Genomic DNA, 16,058 nt, shown 5'->3' on the forward strand with positions numbered 1-16,058 from the left:
TGTAATGAAAGATCCTCGTATTGAACAATTAGCTAAGAACTTAATTAATTATTCAATTGGTTTACAAAAAGGAGAAAAGGTTCTCATTGAGAACTTCGGTTTACAAAAAGAACTTGTAACTGCTCTTGTAAAAGAAGCCTACGCCGCTGGTGGTCACCCTTTTGTCACGATAAAAGATAATACAGTTGACCGCGCACTTTTATTCGGCGCAAATGAAGAACAATATAATATGATGGCTTCATTTGAAGCAAATGTCATGAGCCAAATGGATGCTTATATTGGTTTACGTTCTGGAAATAACATTAACGAACAAGCAGATGTACCAGATGAAAAAATGCGTATTCACGGATCAACAATCGGCCAAAAGGTACATAGAGAAATTCGCGTGCCAAAAACAAAATGGGTCGTACTCCGCTATCCAAACGCTTCAATGGCTCAATTAGCTAAAATGAGCGTGGAAGCATTCGAAGACTTTTACTTTGATGTATGTAACTTAGACTACAGTAAAATGGATGCAGCCATGGACAATCTCGTTTCATTGATGAATAAAACAGATAAAGTTCGCTTAACAGGACCTGGGACTGATTTAAGTTTTTCAATTAAAGATATCCCAGCTATTAAATGTTCTGGACAAATGAATATACCAGATGGTGAAGTTTATACCGCTCCAGTGCGTGATTCAGTGAATGGAGTTATTTCTTATAACACACCATCTCCATATAACGGTTTTACGTTCGAAAATGTAAAACTAACTTTCGAGAATGGTAAAATCATTGAGGCCACTGCTAATGATACTGAGCGTATTAACAAAATATTCGATACAGATGAGGGAGCTCGCTTTGTTGGAGAATTTGCTATTGGTGTTAACCCTTATATTCTACACCCAATGCAAGATATCCTTTTTGATGAAAAAATTGACGGTAGCTTTCACTTCACACCAGGACAATGCTATGACGAAGCATATAATGGGAACAAATCAAATATCCATTGGGACTTAGTCAATATCCAACGTCCTGATTATGGTGGTGGAGAAATCTACTTCGATGATCAATTAATCCGCAAAGACGGCAAATTTGTAATTGCAGAATTAGAAGCTCTCAATCCAGAAAACTTAAAATAAGCTAACAAATTCGACTTTTTCCATGTACCACGAACAAATTTTTGTTCGTGGTTATTTATGTATTGCCATATTCTTCGGATTTAATTGTTATAATTTTCCTTATTTACTAATTCTGTAATTTCCTTAACAACAGGTACACCCTGTCTTGTAATTGTATTAAACATGACAAATGTCTTCTTACATGTTGTTAATAGCTCTTGATTCTCATTATATATTTCTTGATAAATATAAAAGCTTTTATTACCTACGTTACGCAATTCTGTGAAAATTGTGAGTTCTTCATTCACCCGTGCCTCTTTTTTATAGGTAACATCAAAGTTAACCATTACTGTTCCTAAATGCTGTTGATCTAATTGCTCTCTTCCAATGCCAATTTCTCTATACCAGTTAGATACTCCCTTCTCTAAATAGACAAGATACTTCATATAATTCATGTGTCCTAAATGATCAATATCATCTTGTTGAACACATACCTTTAATATATTTTTTCGCATACTCATTCCCCCGTAATTTATCCGTCATTTTTTTATATTATATTTTATCAAAATAGTAAGAAAATGAATACCATCAACTTTCATCATTCAAATTTATTTAGTTCAAAGTAATTGATTAAGGAGAGTATTTGAAGAAAAAATGATTGTTGTGTCGTTTTCGATGGCCTGATGTGAGTGCAACTCAAAAATCACGCAGCTATCTTTGCCGATTTCACTTCAATTGCACGCACAAATTCCTTTTTTACTCTAATGGAATTGAACCACAAATTGAATTTATAAAACAAAAAATAGTCCCCCACTCACATGAGGAACTACTCGCTTATAGTTGCATTTCGTATGCTTTCTGGAATTTTTGAATGTCGCCTGCACCCATAAAGATTAAGACACCATCGTGGTGATCTTTTAAGATATTCGTATCGTCTTCGTTTAAAATAACAGCACCATCGACTTTTGCTTGTAAATCTTCAATAGAAAGCTTTCCGTGGATTTCCCTAGCGGATCCAAAGATTTCACATAGATACACTTGGTCTGCCAAGTTTAAACTTGAAGCAAAATCATCTAAGAATGTTTGTGTCCTTGTGAAGGTATGCGGTTGGAAAACACCGATGATTTCTTTATCAGGGTATTTTTGACGCGCTGCTTCAATTGTTGCTTTTATTTCAGTCGGATGGTGAGCGTAATCATCGATAATGACTTGATCACCAATTTGTTTTTCTGTAAATCGTCTCTTTACTCCTCCAAAAGTGAGGAGCTGCTCTTGAACAATCGAAGCATCAATATCTTCGTAATGACACACGGCAATCACGCTTAAAGCATTTAAGATGTTATGATCTCCGTATGATTTGATCGTGAACGTATTATAGAAGGTATTCCTTACAAATACATCAAAGGTTGTACCGCTTGTTGACTTGATGACATTTCTTGCTTGAAAGTCATTTTCTTCACCAAAACCGTAAAAAACAACAGGTACTTTTGCTTGCACTTTTTGTAATTGTTCATCATCACCACAAGCGAAAATCCCTTTTTTCACTTGTAATGACATTTCTTGAAACGCAGAAAAAACATCATCAAGACTTGCAAAATAATCTGGATGATCAAAATCAATATTTGTCATGATGCAATAATCCGGATGGTATGACAAGAAGTGGCGGCGATATTCACATGCTTCAAAAGCAAAATATTCGGCCAGTTTATTTCCTCTCCCAGTACCATCACCAATCAGATAAGCAGTAGGATTCGCACCTGTAAGTACATGTGCAAGCAACCCAGTCGTAGAAGTTTTACCATGTGCTCCTGTAACAGCGATACTTGTAAAATTCTTCATGAAATCACCGAGGAACTTGTGATAGCGAATGATTGGTAAACCAAGTCTTGTCGCTTCTTCTATTTCCTCATGTGTATCAGGGAATGCATTACCGGCAATGATTGTTAAGCCAGGTTGTATATTATTTTTATTAAATGGCAAAATTTTTATTCCAGCTTCCTCAAGTGCCACTTGTGTGAAGAAGTGCTTTTCAACGTCTGATCCTTGAACATTATAATTCATATCATGTAGAATTTGTGCAAGTGCACTCATCCCTGACCCTTTAATACCGACGAAATGGTAAATAGTCATATAAAGAAACCTCCAACCATCGTATATCTGTAAAACAGTATATGACATATATCTATTTTTGCTCATAATCGTTTATTTCAAGTTTCCATAGTTCTTTTTAATTCACATTTAAACATTATATCATTATTCCCTTTGAAAAACTATGTATCACTTGTCCCGATCATTATAATTTTTTTCAACTTATAAAGCATTAGCATTTTCTTACCTACAGTACAGTATAACAGCCTTTTCTACCTAAAAAGGTTGTTTGTTTTTAGGTAATAAGAACGAGGACTATTGACTCACTACTTCCCAATATTGGCTTTCTGGTAATATGTCCAATGCTCTGTGCTTTAAAAAAGATCTCAATGTATCTTTTTTGCCCATTCTTTGATAGTTTGTACGTAATTCACTAAAAGGATGAACATCTTGACATAGTAGGAGAGGGGTGAAAGCGAAATTATTCTTTATACCAGGAATTCTCCTTAAAAAAACAACCGTTCCTCTGACGATAGTTAAAGAAGAATGCTCCACTTTATTTAAAGATACAACTTGTTCTTCCTCATTTAAATCATATCCAACTATAGTCTTTCCATCATAGTTTGTAATTAACAATGGTTCCATAACAGCAGCCATACATAGGGCAGCTTGAATCATTTCATATTCATGCATCTGAGTTCTTTGTCTCTGTAAAAATAGCTGAAACACGCTAACCCCATGAATGGTTTGGTAGTCAAAAATTAACCAATCCGTAAATAGCTGGTACATACTTGATGGAATTTCATCCTCCTCCTTTAATTGGAGGTGTAGTTTAAAAATATGCTTTGCACGGACCATCTCACGAATATTTAAGTGGCGTTCACTGTACCTTTTAACCTTTTCAATTAACTGAAAACTAGCTTCCTCACCTTGCAGTTGCTTTTTATCACGAAACTTGTGCAAATGAACGATGGGTGTATCATTTTCAACCATCATGACCCTTCCTTACCTTTCTTCTAACATCATTCACTATTTTGTTCAATTTCATTTAGTTCCATTTCAGTAATGAGGACATCTCTTGGCTTACTGCCCCGATTTTCAGATACGAAGCCTTGTTCCTCCATCATATCTATTAAGCGTGCTGCTCTGTTATAACCAATTTTAAACCTTCTTTGTAACATAGAAGCCGATGCCGCCTGATGATCAATCACAAAATAACATGCTTCAAAGAATAATTCATCTGTTTCTTCAGTTACTTTCGCTTTCTTTAATAACTCTTCTTGTTCAAATAAATATTGTGGTTTCTGCTCTTTCCTAACATGTGCTACGACATCATCAATTTCTTGATCAGAAACAAAAGTTCCTTGCAAGCGAACTGGCTTTGATGAACCGTTTTCTAAAAAGAGCATATCTCCTCTACCCAATAGCTTTTCAGCACCACTAATATCTATTATTGTCCGCGAATCCACTTGTGAAGAAACAGAAAAAGCAATTCTTGTTGGTACATTTGCCTTAATGAGACCCGTGATAACATCAACTGATGGTCGTTGAGTCGCAATAATTAAGTGAATCCCACAGGCCCTTGCCTTTTGAGCGATACGACAGATGGCTTCCTCAACATCCGCTGGAGACATCATCATTAAATCGGCTAATTCATCTATGACAATGACAATATACGGCAGTTTTTGATGGTATTGCTTATTTGCCTCTGCATAATCATTGTAACGATTAATATCTCGTACGCCCGAATGAGCAAATAATTCATACCTTCTTTCCATTTCTTCTACCGCCCACTTCAGTGAGGCTGTTGCTGCTTTTACATCGGTTATGACCGGACTAACAAGATGTGGTATTTGATTGTATGGTGCTAATTCTACCATTTTAGGATCAATGAGCAAGAGCTTTAACTCCTCAGGATCAGCTTTGTATAAAAGACTAATAAGAATAGAATTAATACAAACACTTTTACCAGATCCTGTTGCACCTGCAATTAAACCATGGGGCATTTTGCGTAAATCTGTGACAATTGGATCACCAGCAATATCTAGACCTAATACAGCAGTTAGTGGTGACTCTGATTGCATAAACTCTTCACTATGAATGATTTCGCTAATTTGTACAGGTCTACTCTTTTGGTTAGGCACTTCTATGCCTATCGCGTGTTTTCCAGGGATAGGTGCTTCTATTCTAATATCCCTTGCAGCAAGACTGAGTTTGATATCATCAGCTAGGTTTGTAATTTTATTTACTTTCACTCCAGGCTCTGGTTGCACTTCAAAACGAGTAACCGCAGGACCTTTCGTTACTTGTATCACATGAGCTCGGACATTGAAGTGATGTAGGGTGGCATTTAATAATTCCTCTTGTTCTAATAACCATTCTTCATCTGTGTCCATATTAACTGGAGGATCTAACAACCTCATAGATGGGAAGACATAATTAGGCAAATTTTCTTCTATTTCCTCATCTCTATAAAAGTCATTTTTTTTTACTTGTGACGATGAATCAAATGCTGCCGTCTCATTGACATTTAACTTTTTCTTATCCGATTGCAACATCATTACATTAAAGGGCAGATGACTCCGCTTCTGTGGTTGATGAGACGATGTTCCAGTTTCTATCTCTTCTTCCACATTGGCGTGAGCTTCTTCCATGCTATGTATGTTTGTTTGTCCTTCATCCTGTGCCTCATCTTCATACATCCGTTTTTCTTCAACTTCTTCATACTGGTTCGAATAAGGAATGGATTTTTCAAGTGCGACAGCAGTTTGATTTTGTGAAACTGTTAGCTCATCTTCGACCTGAAAGGATGCTATCACTTGTTCCGGCTCATTGTTAGTCGCGACAATCGGGGCTTCTTCCATCCTCTCATCCACTTGTTCCGGCTCATTGTTAGTCGCAACTATCGGGGCTTCTTCCACCCTCTCATCCACTTGTTCCTGCTCATTGTTAGTCGTCACTATCGGGTCTTCTTCCACCCTCACATTCACTTGTTCCGGCTCATTGTTAGTCGCCACTATCAGGTCTTCTTCCACCCTCACATTCACTTGTTCCGGCTCATCGTAAAGAGACAATTGATTGTATTGTTCTTCAAGTGAAGCAGATTCTTTTCTGCCACGAGCAATACCAAGGTCATATTCAGTAGGTTCTATTCTTTCATACTGTTCAAGTTTCGTTTCCTCTTTTATTTGACTTTTCCTTTGACCAAAACCATATATAGGAGAAGGAATTTCTGATGGTTTAAATGGCCCTGCATTCAGCTTAATTTCCGTTTTTTTTATTTGTTTCTTTTCTAATGGACGATGATTTTCTTGCTGATTTTCAATATTTTCTTTTGTTGAATGACTTCTTCTTTGTCTTGTTTGAAGATTTTTACTATCTTTTGGCTTTTCGTCTGCTAATTTATTTTCACGTTCTCTTGGCTTTCTTCTTTCCCGTGTCTCATCTGGGATGAGAGGAAAACGGAATTCACCTTTTGGATATTGATAAATTACTTTTGCTTCGATCTCTCTATGTGTTTCATATGGTTCTTTAGTTTGAATTTTATTAGTGTTATTTGTAGGTTTATCTTCTTGAGTTGTATTCGTTGGATCATATTCCTTGAACTCATCGGCATCATAGCCATTAAAGTAGGCTTTTATTCTTTTAAACCAATTCATTCTATCAACTTCCTTTTCTGTTCTAACTTACATTCTATCAGTAAACCTACTAAGAATGATAGCAATTATGTAATCTGAGTTATCTTTGATAAGTTTTTGATATCATTGAAAAAGATGACACACAAATGAAAAATGGACCGCCTATAGCGACCCATTTCCATGGTTATTGTTTCTTTTTATTCTTGCCTAAAATAAATATTGGTTCTAACTCCCCATCTTCATATAAGAAAGACAGAGCTGTAATTGGTACATGACCACTTGCAAAAAAGCTCATTGTCATTTGTGCCAGGATATCGTATCCTGTTTCATTCATAATATCAGCAATAATTAATACATCTTGATGAGGAACAGCTACAGCCATATTTCCTTTGACCTTTGTCGCCATATTTTTGAGAAAAGACTCGTTTAAGATACGACTAGCATCATACCCATCTTTTTTATTGAGGAAATAAAAATCGTTACCAGCTACTTGATCTATTTTCATTTCTGTAGAAAGCGACCGAACATTAAACTGAGCAACTTCTTTTATTCGCTCTTTTTCCCAGCCTTCTTTTTGAAGCAATTTTTCATCAATTAATCGGTAAGTGCTCCCTAAGTCAAGCGCATAAAAAATTCGCGTTTCTGCGGTATGCTCATCATATACAAAGGGTACTTCATCACCTGTTTCTAGTGGAAAGGAAGTTGAGCGAATAACGGGAAAAATGTTTTTCTCTTTACCGGAAAAACGTTGTTCTCCTGTCATGGCTTCTAAGCCTTCTTCTACATAATAAACAACCTCATCAATTGCTTTTTCCTTTTGCTCTTGATATCTCGCGACAATGCCAGGCAATTCTATCGTAATCCCTTTGCCAGTATGTTTATTTTCTATACGTAATTGATCTTTTTCTCTATCGAAAGTCATTAGGCGATCCTCTTTATGAAGACGCTTTTCTAATTCTTCTTTCATACGCTTACTTGTCATTTTATTCTTCATTCTTATCCCTCCTTACAGGGAAGATTTTCGGTACTTAGTTTACACTAAAATGAGCAGAAACAAAAGTGTCCCGCTTCCATAACCGATGATATGGCTATTATCCATGTAGAACAAATATCTCCATCTATCCTATCAAAACAACCAAACTATTTCGTGGGAAAAACGATATAAAGGAATGAACAAAATACCTTTTATTGATATACAGGGTGGATTCATTTGCCATTCAAACAAGATTGTCATTGATTCGTGGTGTGAACAAGAAATAACACCGATGATCTCCAAATTCGTATTGTAAAAATAAAAAAACGGCCCTTATAAGGAGCCGTGCAAATCTATTTTTAAAGCGCTGCAATAAATTCCTCAATTTCATCTTGTGTTTTACGATCCTTACTGACAAAACGACCAAGCTCTTTACCATTTTCGATAGCTACAAAGCTCGGAATGCCGAAAATATCAAGTTCCACACAAAGATCGATGAACTCATCGCGATCTACATAAATAAATGTAAACTCTTTATACTTATCAGCTACTTCAGGCATAAACGGTTCAATAAACCGGCAATCCCCGCACCACTGTGCTGAAAACATTAAAATATATTTTCCGTTTTCCTTTAATTGCTCATACTCTTCCATTGACGCTAATTTTCTCATTGTTTTTCATCTCCCATATCAAGCTTCATATCGCCGAATTTAATCCAGCCTTTTTTTCTCATATATTCTGATATTATCAAGCTAATGATTGCAGGTCCAATAAAATGTATTACAATCACTTTTAATAGTACAGTAAGATTAAATCCCATTGTTGTAAAAGTCATTATTTGGCCGACTAAGCCACTCGTACCCATTCCCGCACCAGCAGCAATACTTTCCATATTAAAAATAATAATGCCAATTGGCGCAAGTAAAAGCCCTGCAATTGTGGGTGGGATGAGTATGAATGGATTTCTCATAATATTTGGCACCTGCAACATAGAAGTTCCTAGCCCTTGTGCAACAAGGCCACCAAATTTATTCTCCCTATAACTCGAGACAGCAAATCCAACCATTTGAGCAGCACAACCAATTGTTGCTGCTCCTGCAGCTATACCATTTAAATCAAGCATCATCGCAATAGCTGCTGCTGATATAGGGGCTGTTAAAGCTAGACCCATTAGTACAGCTACAATCATTCCCATCACTAGTGGTTGCTGCTCTGTCCCCCACATAATCAATGCTCCAAGATTTTTTATTCCAAGATCTATAAAAGGACCAATTAAAGACGCTACACTATATCCGGAAAACACAACAACAAAAGGTGTCACAATAATATCAAGCTTTGTTTCCTTACTAATTAGTTTGCCTAGTTCAGTAGAGATGATTGCTGCAACAAAACTACCTGCTGGTCCACCTAATACCGCACCAGCTGCCCCACTTAATAAAGAAGCAAACAAGACGAGAGGAGGCGCTTTTAGACTATACGCAATAGCAACCCCGATCGCAGGACCCATTAACCCCATTGCCATTGTACCCATTTCAATCATTACATTAGAAATCATGCCTAGTTGTAATTGTTCACCAATAGTTTTAATAATCAACCCTATAATTAAAGTGGAGAACAATCCTAAAGCCATACTCCCCATAGCGTCTATAAAATATACCTTTAGAGACAGTTTTACTCCCTTCTTATTAAGAAAAGCGTTCATAAGTATAATTCCTCCATCATTATGTTCATTTAACACCATATTATCTTATCACATGTAAAGACATATGTAATATCTTAATTTTTATTTCATTAAGATGTTAATAGAGGGAGTTACAACCTTAAAGTTTTATACCATTCAAAAATAAAATGAATGGGATGACCATTTGTATTTCTTCAAAAACGTTCAGTAGATACTTGTCCACATTCTTTCTTCATCTTCTCATATTCATACTTCATTTGATGAAATAGTTAATACCATTAGAATTAGCCGCCATACAAGCCTTCTAATAATGAAATAGACTATCTTAATGCGCGATTGTTCGAAAGATCTGTTCTTTAATAGATGAACGACATTAAGTAAAGGGTAACTTTTATTTTTAGAAAGGAGTTAAGCATCGGAACAGAAAATAGTCATTTAGCACATACAGTATCAAACAAAATAAGCAGTGCACATATTTTCACTATCAATCCATTTGATGTTAGAATAAGTAAAAGTGTAGAGGAGGAAGACAATGGAACTGAATGTATATTTAGCTGGGGAAATTCATTCTAACTGGCGTGAAGAACTGAAGGATAAAGCCAAATCACTACAGTTACCGGTTCATTTTTTCGGACCTATGGAGAATCACGATCGCAGTGACTTCATTGGGGAGGAAATCCTTGGTAAGCAGCCTAATGCTATTTTCAAAGACGAAGCAGCTTCAAATATCAATAATTTACGCACTGAGCTTTTATTGAAAAAATCTGATTTAGTGATTGCCTTATTTGGCGAAAAGTATAAGCAATGGAATACTGCTATGGATGCAAGTGCAGCAATCAACCAAAACAAACCGCTTATCCTCATTCGGCCAGAAGAACTCCACCACCCTCTGAAAGAATTATCAAGTAAAGCAAATGTTACAGTGGAAACGGTTAATCAGGCCATTAAAGTACTTTCTTATATTTTTGAGGAAAAATAGTAGACTACTCCCTACCTGCCACCATTCATGTGGTGGGTATATTTTTGAGACTTTTGCAGAAAACACATCATATGCATCTTAAATAAAAACCAGCCCTAAAATGAAATAGGCTGGTTAATTTATTGTAAAAGGCTTTATTCACCTCTATTGCGATATTGCCATTGACCATACAATAGCTTAACAAGATGGGTAAACATTTCTTCGCGGTTGATTTGATTTTCAGTAAATACCCCTATTGCTCCTTCTTGGCTACGGATATTATTTTTATTCGTAAAATCATCCATGACTGGTCCCAGTTCCTCTCCTTCAATCAGACGTTGCGCTATAGAATCTGGTAAAAGAATTCTTGCTCCACCTGCAACAATTGGCGTATGCCCTTCTACTGCAAGTGCACCCCAATTACATAAGAATAGACCATAATCTGTTTGCTGTACACCACCTTCTAGGCCAATGCCAATGACTCCATCGCCTTCATATAAGGCACCCTTCGCCCTGTTAATTGCTCCTTGAATCGTTTCTTGATCAGTCATTGGTTGTTTAGCTACATTAGATGCAACATCAACAGCAATAACATCACTATTTTCAATGAAAATATTTTTAACGGCCTGTACTTTTGTAGGGTTTTTCGATCCAATATAGATCTTCATGATAGCCCCTCCTAAAATAAATATATTAAAAATCATCCTGATATACTCATTGCCAATGCAAAACTTAAAAAGGACCTCTTGTAAAGAAGTCCCATGTTACTTATTTGAAATTCTAACTGTTTTGACGAATGGTTTCAACTGTTGTGCGATCAAGTGATTTTATCAATGTGACAAGTAGTTCTTTCGCAGCAGCATAATCATCTATATGGATAATTGAACCGTGCGTATGAATGTATCTTGAACAAATACCAACAACTGCACTTGGGACACCATTATTTGTTAAGTGAACACTGCCTGCATCCGTTCCACCAGGAGAAACAAAGTATTGGTATGGAATCTGATGACTTTCAGCCGTATCTAGAATAAATTCTCTCAAACCGCGATGTGTAACCATTGAGCGATCAAGTATTCTTAATAATGTACCTTTCCCTAACTGTCCGAACTCGTCCTTTTTACCAGTCATATCATTGGCAGGACTTGCATCAAGCGCAAAAAAAAGATCCGGTTTAATCATATTAGCAGCTGTTTTTGCACCTCTTAAGCCTACTTCTTCTTGTACAGTCGCACCAGACCATAAATTAATAGGTAGTTTCTCATCTTTTATCTCCTCAAGTAATTCGATAGCAAGACCACACCCATAGCGATTATCCCAAGCCTTCGCCAAAATTTTCTTCGGATTCGCCATTGGTGTAAATGGACAAATAGGAACAATTTGTTGTCCCGGTTTGATACCGATTTCTCTTGCATCTTCTTTATTGTCAGCCCCGATATCAATCAACATATTCTTTATATCCATCGGCTTATTTTTTGCCGTATCATCTAATAAATGTGGAGGGATAGAACCAATTACCCCAATTACCGGTCCGTTAGCAGTCATAATCTGCACCCTTTGTGCCAATAATACCTGGCTCCACCAGCCACCTAATGTTTGAAATCTGATCATGCCATTATCTGTAATAGCAGTTACCATAAAACCTACTTCATCCATATGACCTGCAACCATAATCGTAGGATCTGTTTCAGCACCTTTTTTCACACCAAAAATACTTCCTAAATGATCTTGAACAATTTCATCTGAATATTTACTAAGCTCTTCTCTCATAAAATTTCTAACTAAGTGTTCGTTACCAGCTGCTCCGGGAAGTTCTGTTAATGTTTTAAATAGTTCTAAAGTCTTCTCATTCATTATTTCCCACTCCTATTATTTGACTATATTGAATCCTATGTATATTACCATTCTACATAACTTTTATGACGGGTGCCACCATTAGGAAAGTTAATTAGTTTTTAAATATTCAATTCTTTGCTAAGATAAAAGTGAAGCAATTAGCATAGCAAAACATCTAAAAGATTATGTAGATACTTTTTAATAATGGAGGTTTAATTATGAGTTGGAAATCATTTGTTTTAGGTGTAGGGGTCGGTCTTGTTGGAGGATATATTACGCGCGAGGTAATGACAGAGAAAATAGCAGCGTCACCTGAGAAGGCATTACAAAATGCAAAAGATGCCTTCAAAGAGAATGGGGAAATAAGTGGTTCATGGATTCATATGGAAAAAGAACCTTATCAAAAGGAAGAATTACATTATGAAGTGTATAAAGGCGGCATATCCAGATATACTGGTGAAGACGTAAAACAATATGAATTTGTTGCCGATGCAAAAACAGGTGTCATTATTGACGCTTATCCTATTTAATTTATTCCTAAATGAGCGCTGAGCCTCATCGACGCAGATGCGTTGATGGGCACAGGCATTCATTATTTATTTGGCTCTTTTAATTTCTGCGATGATTTCTTTCCCCTCTTGATTCCATTTAACTGCTCGATAAAAGGCATCATGATAAAAACTAAACCAAGCTTCTTTTTCTAATCCTATCTTCATCCACTTTTGTTTTGCAGAGATAGAATCCATCGGATAATCATCAAACGCCAATACCCATAGCACATTTTGATGCGCATGTGTTGGCATAATATCGGCCATATGTATAAGCAACTCTTCTTTTCCCTCAATGATAATGATGCTATGTCCATCACTATGGCCGCCTGTATGAATCATTTGAACAGGTCCCATACTCCATTCTTTATCAAATGTTATTACTTGTTCTTGTATACTCTGCCAATTTTCCTTCCAATATGTATTACGTGAGCGAATATTCGGATTTCTCATTTCATCCCATTCGATTTGTGAACAAATAATCTTCGCGTTCGGAAATACAGAATGATAGGATTCTCCTTCTAATTTAGTCAAACCACAAGCATGATCAAAATGCATATGAGTCATAAGAACATAATCAATATCCGACGTCGTAAAACCTAGTTGCCTTAAGTCTTCCTCTATAAACGATTCTTCCCATGCACCGTAATTCCGCTTTTGTTTATCTGTAAACTTCCCAATCCCTAAACCGCTTTCAACTAACAGCAATTGATTATTCCATTGTATGAGGATAGGATCTGTTCGTAGCTCAATTTGGTTATTTTCATTACTAGGATACTTTTTGGACCATAATGGTTTCGGAACGACACCGAACATCGCTCCCCCATCTAGATGATTGACACCACCACGAAGCCAAGTTAATTTTATATCGTCTATTTGTAAAGTCTCCATTCTTTTCCCTCCCTTTCACACCATTAGTCTATCATATTTACGCAATATTAAGAAATCTATTATTAAGCAGTATTCCATTAATTAAAGAAAAAACAAGTTCAGTTAAGCCACTGGGTATAGTCACTAAAAAGTTCTGAAATCAGGAGGAGAAATAGAGATTCATCGTTCACATAGAAACTCTCTTTCCGTTGACTTCCGTTACAGGATCGATGTGCTTACAATTCTTCAATTTTTCATATATTCGATTTTGTACGGAACTCGTATTCTCTTCGCTTTTTTGAACACATACTCTTGATATGCAGTCTACTCAAAGAAACATGATTAGAGAAGTGAAAAAGGCCTTTATCACCAACACAACATGACGATAAAGACCTGTTACTATTTTCTGAGCCTTTCTTAAGTGAAGCGGCATTTTCACCTTATCGATATTGCACTTCACATCGGAAAATACGACTACCTTTATTCGAGAACTTTTCTTCGTACTCTGTCATTATATTTCCTTCATAATCACTCTGGTGAAGGTCTAAGCTGACATATTTCAATATCATTCCGTATTGAGAGAAACTCATTAAAGAATATTCGAAAAGACCTTGGTTATCTGTTTTAAAATGAATCTCTCCTTGAGGAGGTAGAATATCTTCATAAAGAGATAAGAATGTTTGATAAGTTAGTCTTCTTTTTGCATGTCGTTTTTTAGGCCACGGATCTGAGAAGTTTAAATAAATCCGATCTACTTCACCTTTCTCAAATACCTCCCGTAACTCTGCTGCATCGATATTCATCAGTTTTACATTTGGTAATTCTTCTTCAATAATATGATCTAGCGCACTTACAATGACGCTCTCCGCTAATTCAATACCAATATAATTAATCTCAGGATTCTGTTTTGCCATTCCAGTAATAAAACGACCTTTTCCCGTACCAATTTCGATATGAAGTGGACGATTATTACCAAAGCACACTTGCCACTTTCCTTTTTGTTCTTTTGGCTCTTGGATAATGTATTGTGGATAATTGGCAAGTTTTTCTCTCGCCCACGGTTTATTTCTTTGTCGCATAATTACACCTCTATATTCAATTCATCTTTCAAAAGATAACATGCAATGTAAAAGTGTGCAAGCTCCTTTAAAAGGGTAGCTTACTATGCAGTTTTGCAGACACTCACTACTTCCCATGGTGAAACCTCTTTTGTCATTACGGTTTTTTGCATGTATAAAAAACGAAAGGAATCACAATCTAGTTGTGATTCCATAAAAAGAAAAAAGGTGAGTAAAATGCCAATTAGTCAAAAAGACCAATTAACATTGCTGCAGGATCTATTAAGGAACCATCACACAGATACCTGTGGCTCCAAATCAGAATGTGAACAAATTGCTAGGCTTGTACAATCCCTACAAAACCAAGAAACTATTCATCAAGATTTACTTCCTTTATTAAATGATGTTGACCAATATAGTAAAAACGGTATAGAATCATCTGACCTAAACGAGCATATTTCTTCTAGCAAAGATGAACTCGCTCAATGGGTCGACACAATGAATCAACTAATATAATCTAAATGAAGCCTTCTTTCCAACCCTTGGATTAGATTATTCATTTCCTGAAAACGGAATTTACTTTTATGCCATTGAATACTATCCAAGGCTTGGAACAATGCATACCACTTCATGCGCAATCGCAAATCTTCCGTCAACACCATGCCATATAACTGAAGCCACTCACTCCATTGTTCATATGGAATATAGGCATATAATAATGTACCAATATCTATAGCCGGGTCACCGATCATTGCTCCATCCCAATCTATTAAAAACAACTGATTATCCTCGGATAATAGCCAATTATTATGATTCACATCACAATGACACACAGTCGTTACATCCGTTTCAATCGCATTCACTGTGTCTTTTAAAAATGTTAGTGACTCAGCTACTAATGGAATTTCCAATAAGTCTTGATCCAATTCCGTTAATAGTGATTGTAATACTGTCTCTGGATGGATGGCCGATTTCCCTAACCTAGTTAACATGGCAAGCAATGGTTTTGATGAGTGAATCTTCTTTAGCAGCTTGGCTACTCTCTCGCTATTCATTTGCGATTGCCTAAGCTCACTACCACTCATCCATTGCTGAGCAGTAAATACATCTCCATTCTCCATCCTTTTCGTCCAAACAAGCTTCGGGACAATTCCTTCTGCAGAAAGCACGGCTAGAAAAGGAGAAGAATTCCTTTTTAAAAATAATCGCTGTTCATCATGTTGTGCATAATAGGCTTCTCCAGTTGCACCACCAGCCGGGATAATCCGCCAGTCATCCCCGAATAAATTTTCCAAAATAGTTCACCTGC

The 16,058-nt window shown here is 36.4% G+C and carries 16 protein-coding genes; 4 read left to right on the plus strand and 12 right to left on the minus strand.

Annotated elements, in window-relative coordinates:
* Positions 1-4: 4 nt before the first annotated feature.
* Positions 5-1,120 (plus strand): aminopeptidase, encoded by a 1,116-nt coding sequence (locus MKY26_RS11990; protein ID WP_095372225.1) that lies wholly within the window; start codon positions 5-7, stop codon positions 1,118-1,120.
* Positions 1,121-1,200: 80 nt separating this feature from the next.
* On the opposite strand, the gene MKY26_RS11995 is transcribed toward MKY26_RS11990, so the two are convergent.
* The 7 genes from MKY26_RS11995 to MKY26_RS12025 form a co-directional block, all read right to left on the minus strand.
* Positions 1,201-1,614 (minus strand): acyl-CoA thioesterase, encoded by a 414-nt coding sequence (locus MKY26_RS11995; protein ID WP_322910358.1) that lies wholly within the window; start codon positions 1,612-1,614, stop codon positions 1,201-1,203.
* A gap of 319 nt (positions 1,615-1,933) precedes the next feature.
* Positions 1,934-3,229 carry a UDP-N-acetylmuramate--L-alanine ligase gene (gene murC / locus MKY26_RS12000; protein WP_095372223.1) on the minus strand — a complete coding sequence of 432 codons (1,296 nt, stop codon included), beginning with the start codon at positions 3,227-3,229 and terminating at the stop codon, positions 1,934-1,936.
* Between the two features lie 273 nt (positions 3,230-3,502).
* On the minus strand, positions 3,503-4,183 hold the full coding sequence (locus MKY26_RS12005; RefSeq protein WP_341097641.1) for a hypothetical protein: 681 nt from the start codon (positions 4,181-4,183) through the stop codon (positions 3,503-3,505).
* A gap of 26 nt (positions 4,184-4,209) precedes the next feature.
* The gene (locus MKY26_RS12010) at positions 4,210-6,846 is read right to left on the minus strand and encodes a DNA translocase FtsK (RefSeq protein WP_341097646.1); all 2,637 of its coding nucleotides are present in this window, start codon (positions 6,844-6,846) and stop codon (positions 4,210-4,212) included.
* 163 nt (positions 6,847-7,009) lie between these two features.
* The gene (locus MKY26_RS12015) at positions 7,010-7,819 is read right to left on the minus strand and encodes a DUF1444 domain-containing protein (protein WP_224938783.1); all 810 of its coding nucleotides are present in this window, start codon (positions 7,817-7,819) and stop codon (positions 7,010-7,012) included.
* A gap of 338 nt (positions 7,820-8,157) precedes the next feature.
* Positions 8,158-8,469 carry a thioredoxin family protein gene (locus tag MKY26_RS12020; RefSeq protein WP_095372220.1) on the minus strand — a complete coding sequence of 104 codons (312 nt, stop codon included), beginning with the start codon at positions 8,467-8,469 and terminating at the stop codon, positions 8,158-8,160.
* Positions 8,466-9,500, minus strand: a complete 1,035-nt coding sequence (locus MKY26_RS12025) for a PTS transporter subunit IIC (RefSeq protein ID WP_095372219.1) — start codon at positions 9,498-9,500, stop codon at positions 8,466-8,468. Before MKY26_RS12025 ends, MKY26_RS12020 begins: the two co-directional genes overlap by 4 nt.
* A 511-nt stretch (positions 9,501-10,011) precedes the next feature.
* Between MKY26_RS12025 and MKY26_RS12030 the strand changes: the two genes are divergently transcribed.
* Positions 10,012-10,458: a YtoQ family protein gene (locus MKY26_RS12030; RefSeq protein WP_095372218.1), complete on the plus strand. Its 447-nt coding sequence runs from the start codon at positions 10,012-10,014 to the stop codon at positions 10,456-10,458.
* Between the two features lie 134 nt (positions 10,459-10,592).
* On the opposite strand, the gene MKY26_RS12035 is transcribed toward MKY26_RS12030, so the two are convergent.
* Both MKY26_RS12035 and MKY26_RS12040 read right to left on the minus strand, forming a co-directional pair.
* The gene (locus tag MKY26_RS12035) at positions 10,593-11,105 is read right to left on the minus strand and encodes a DUF84 family protein (RefSeq protein WP_095372217.1); all 513 of its coding nucleotides are present in this window, start codon (positions 11,103-11,105) and stop codon (positions 10,593-10,595) included.
* Between the two features lie 112 nt (positions 11,106-11,217).
* Entirely contained in the window at positions 11,218-12,291 is a 1,074-nt protein-coding gene (locus MKY26_RS12040; protein WP_095372216.1) for a M42 family metallopeptidase, read from the minus strand.
* 200 nt (positions 12,292-12,491) lie between these two features.
* Between MKY26_RS12040 and MKY26_RS12045 the strand changes: the two genes are divergently transcribed.
* Positions 12,492-12,803, plus strand: coding sequence for a PepSY domain-containing protein (locus MKY26_RS12045; protein WP_095372215.1), 312 nt, complete (start codon positions 12,492-12,494; stop codon positions 12,801-12,803).
* 66 nt (positions 12,804-12,869) lie between these two features.
* On the opposite strand, the gene MKY26_RS12050 is transcribed toward MKY26_RS12045, so the two are convergent.
* Both MKY26_RS12050 and trmB read right to left on the minus strand, forming a co-directional pair.
* Positions 12,870-13,712, minus strand: coding sequence for a YtnP family quorum-quenching lactonase (locus MKY26_RS12050; RefSeq protein ID WP_095372214.1), 843 nt, complete (start codon positions 13,710-13,712; stop codon positions 12,870-12,872).
* A 419-nt stretch (positions 13,713-14,131) separates the two neighbouring features.
* Complete coding sequence (gene trmB / locus MKY26_RS12055; protein ID WP_095372213.1) at positions 14,132-14,770, minus strand: tRNA (guanosine(46)-N7)-methyltransferase TrmB; 639 nt, start codon at positions 14,768-14,770, stop codon at positions 14,132-14,134.
* Positions 14,771-14,986: 216 nt separating this feature from the next.
* On the opposite strand from trmB, the gene MKY26_RS12060 reads away from it, so the two are divergent.
* A complete protein-coding gene (locus MKY26_RS12060) occupies positions 14,987-15,265 on the plus strand; it encodes a YtzH-like family protein (protein ID WP_307316725.1) in 279 nt (92 codons plus the stop codon).
* Here the strand turns inward: MKY26_RS12060 and MKY26_RS12065 are convergent.
* Positions 15,253-16,044 carry a phosphotransferase family protein gene (locus MKY26_RS12065; protein WP_095372211.1) on the minus strand — a complete coding sequence of 264 codons (792 nt, stop codon included), beginning with the start codon at positions 16,042-16,044 and terminating at the stop codon, positions 15,253-15,255. The two genes, MKY26_RS12060 and MKY26_RS12065, sit on opposite strands and share 13 nt — an antisense overlap.
* Positions 16,045-16,058: the final 14 nt, after the last annotated feature.

The sequence above is a fragment of the Cytobacillus sp. FSL R7-0680 genome (assembly GCF_038009245.1).
GTDB lineage: Bacteria > Bacillota > Bacilli > Bacillales > Cytobacillaceae > Cytobacillus > Cytobacillus kochii.

Excerpts from the sequence above, each read along its gene's own strand:
- MKY26_RS11990 (WP_095372225.1), top strand. The coding sequence starts at position 5 with ATGAAAGATCCTCGTATTGAACAATTAGCTAAGAACTTAATTAATTAT.
- MKY26_RS11995 (WP_322910358.1), bottom strand. The coding sequence starts at position 1,614 with ATGCGAAAAAATATATTAAAGGTATGTGTTCAACAAGATGATATTGAT.
- murC (WP_095372223.1), bottom strand. The coding sequence starts at position 3,229 with ATGACTATTTACCATTTCGTCGGTATTAAAGGGTCAGGGATGAGTGCA.
- MKY26_RS12005 (WP_341097641.1), bottom strand. The coding sequence starts at position 4,183 with ATGATGGTTGAAAATGATACACCCATCGTTCATTTGCACAAGTTTCGT.
- MKY26_RS12010 (WP_341097646.1), bottom strand. The coding sequence starts at position 6,846 with ATGAATTGGTTTAAAAGAATAAAAGCCTACTTTAATGGCTATGATGCC.
- MKY26_RS12015 (WP_224938783.1), bottom strand. The coding sequence starts at position 7,819 with ATGAAGAATAAAATGACAAGTAAGCGTATGAAAGAAGAATTAGAAAAG.
- MKY26_RS12020 (WP_095372220.1), bottom strand. The coding sequence starts at position 8,469 with ATGAGAAAATTAGCGTCAATGGAAGAGTATGAGCAATTAAAGGAAAAC.
- MKY26_RS12025 (WP_095372219.1), bottom strand. The coding sequence starts at position 9,500 with ATGAACGCTTTTCTTAATAAGAAGGGAGTAAAACTGTCTCTAAAGGTA.
- MKY26_RS12030 (WP_095372218.1), top strand. The coding sequence starts at position 10,012 with ATGGAACTGAATGTATATTTAGCTGGGGAAATTCATTCTAACTGGCGT.
- MKY26_RS12035 (WP_095372217.1), bottom strand. The coding sequence starts at position 11,105 with ATGAAGATCTATATTGGATCGAAAAACCCTACAAAAGTACAGGCCGTT.
- MKY26_RS12040 (WP_095372216.1), bottom strand. The coding sequence starts at position 12,291 with ATGAATGAGAAGACTTTAGAACTATTTAAAACATTAACAGAACTTCCC.
- MKY26_RS12045 (WP_095372215.1), top strand. The coding sequence starts at position 12,492 with ATGAGTTGGAAATCATTTGTTTTAGGTGTAGGGGTCGGTCTTGTTGGA.
- MKY26_RS12050 (WP_095372214.1), bottom strand. The coding sequence starts at position 13,712 with ATGGAGACTTTACAAATAGACGATATAAAATTAACTTGGCTTCGTGGT.
- trmB (WP_095372213.1), bottom strand. The coding sequence starts at position 14,770 with ATGCGACAAAGAAATAAACCGTGGGCGAGAGAAAAACTTGCCAATTAT.
- MKY26_RS12060 (WP_307316725.1), top strand. The coding sequence starts at position 14,987 with ATGCCAATTAGTCAAAAAGACCAATTAACATTGCTGCAGGATCTATTA.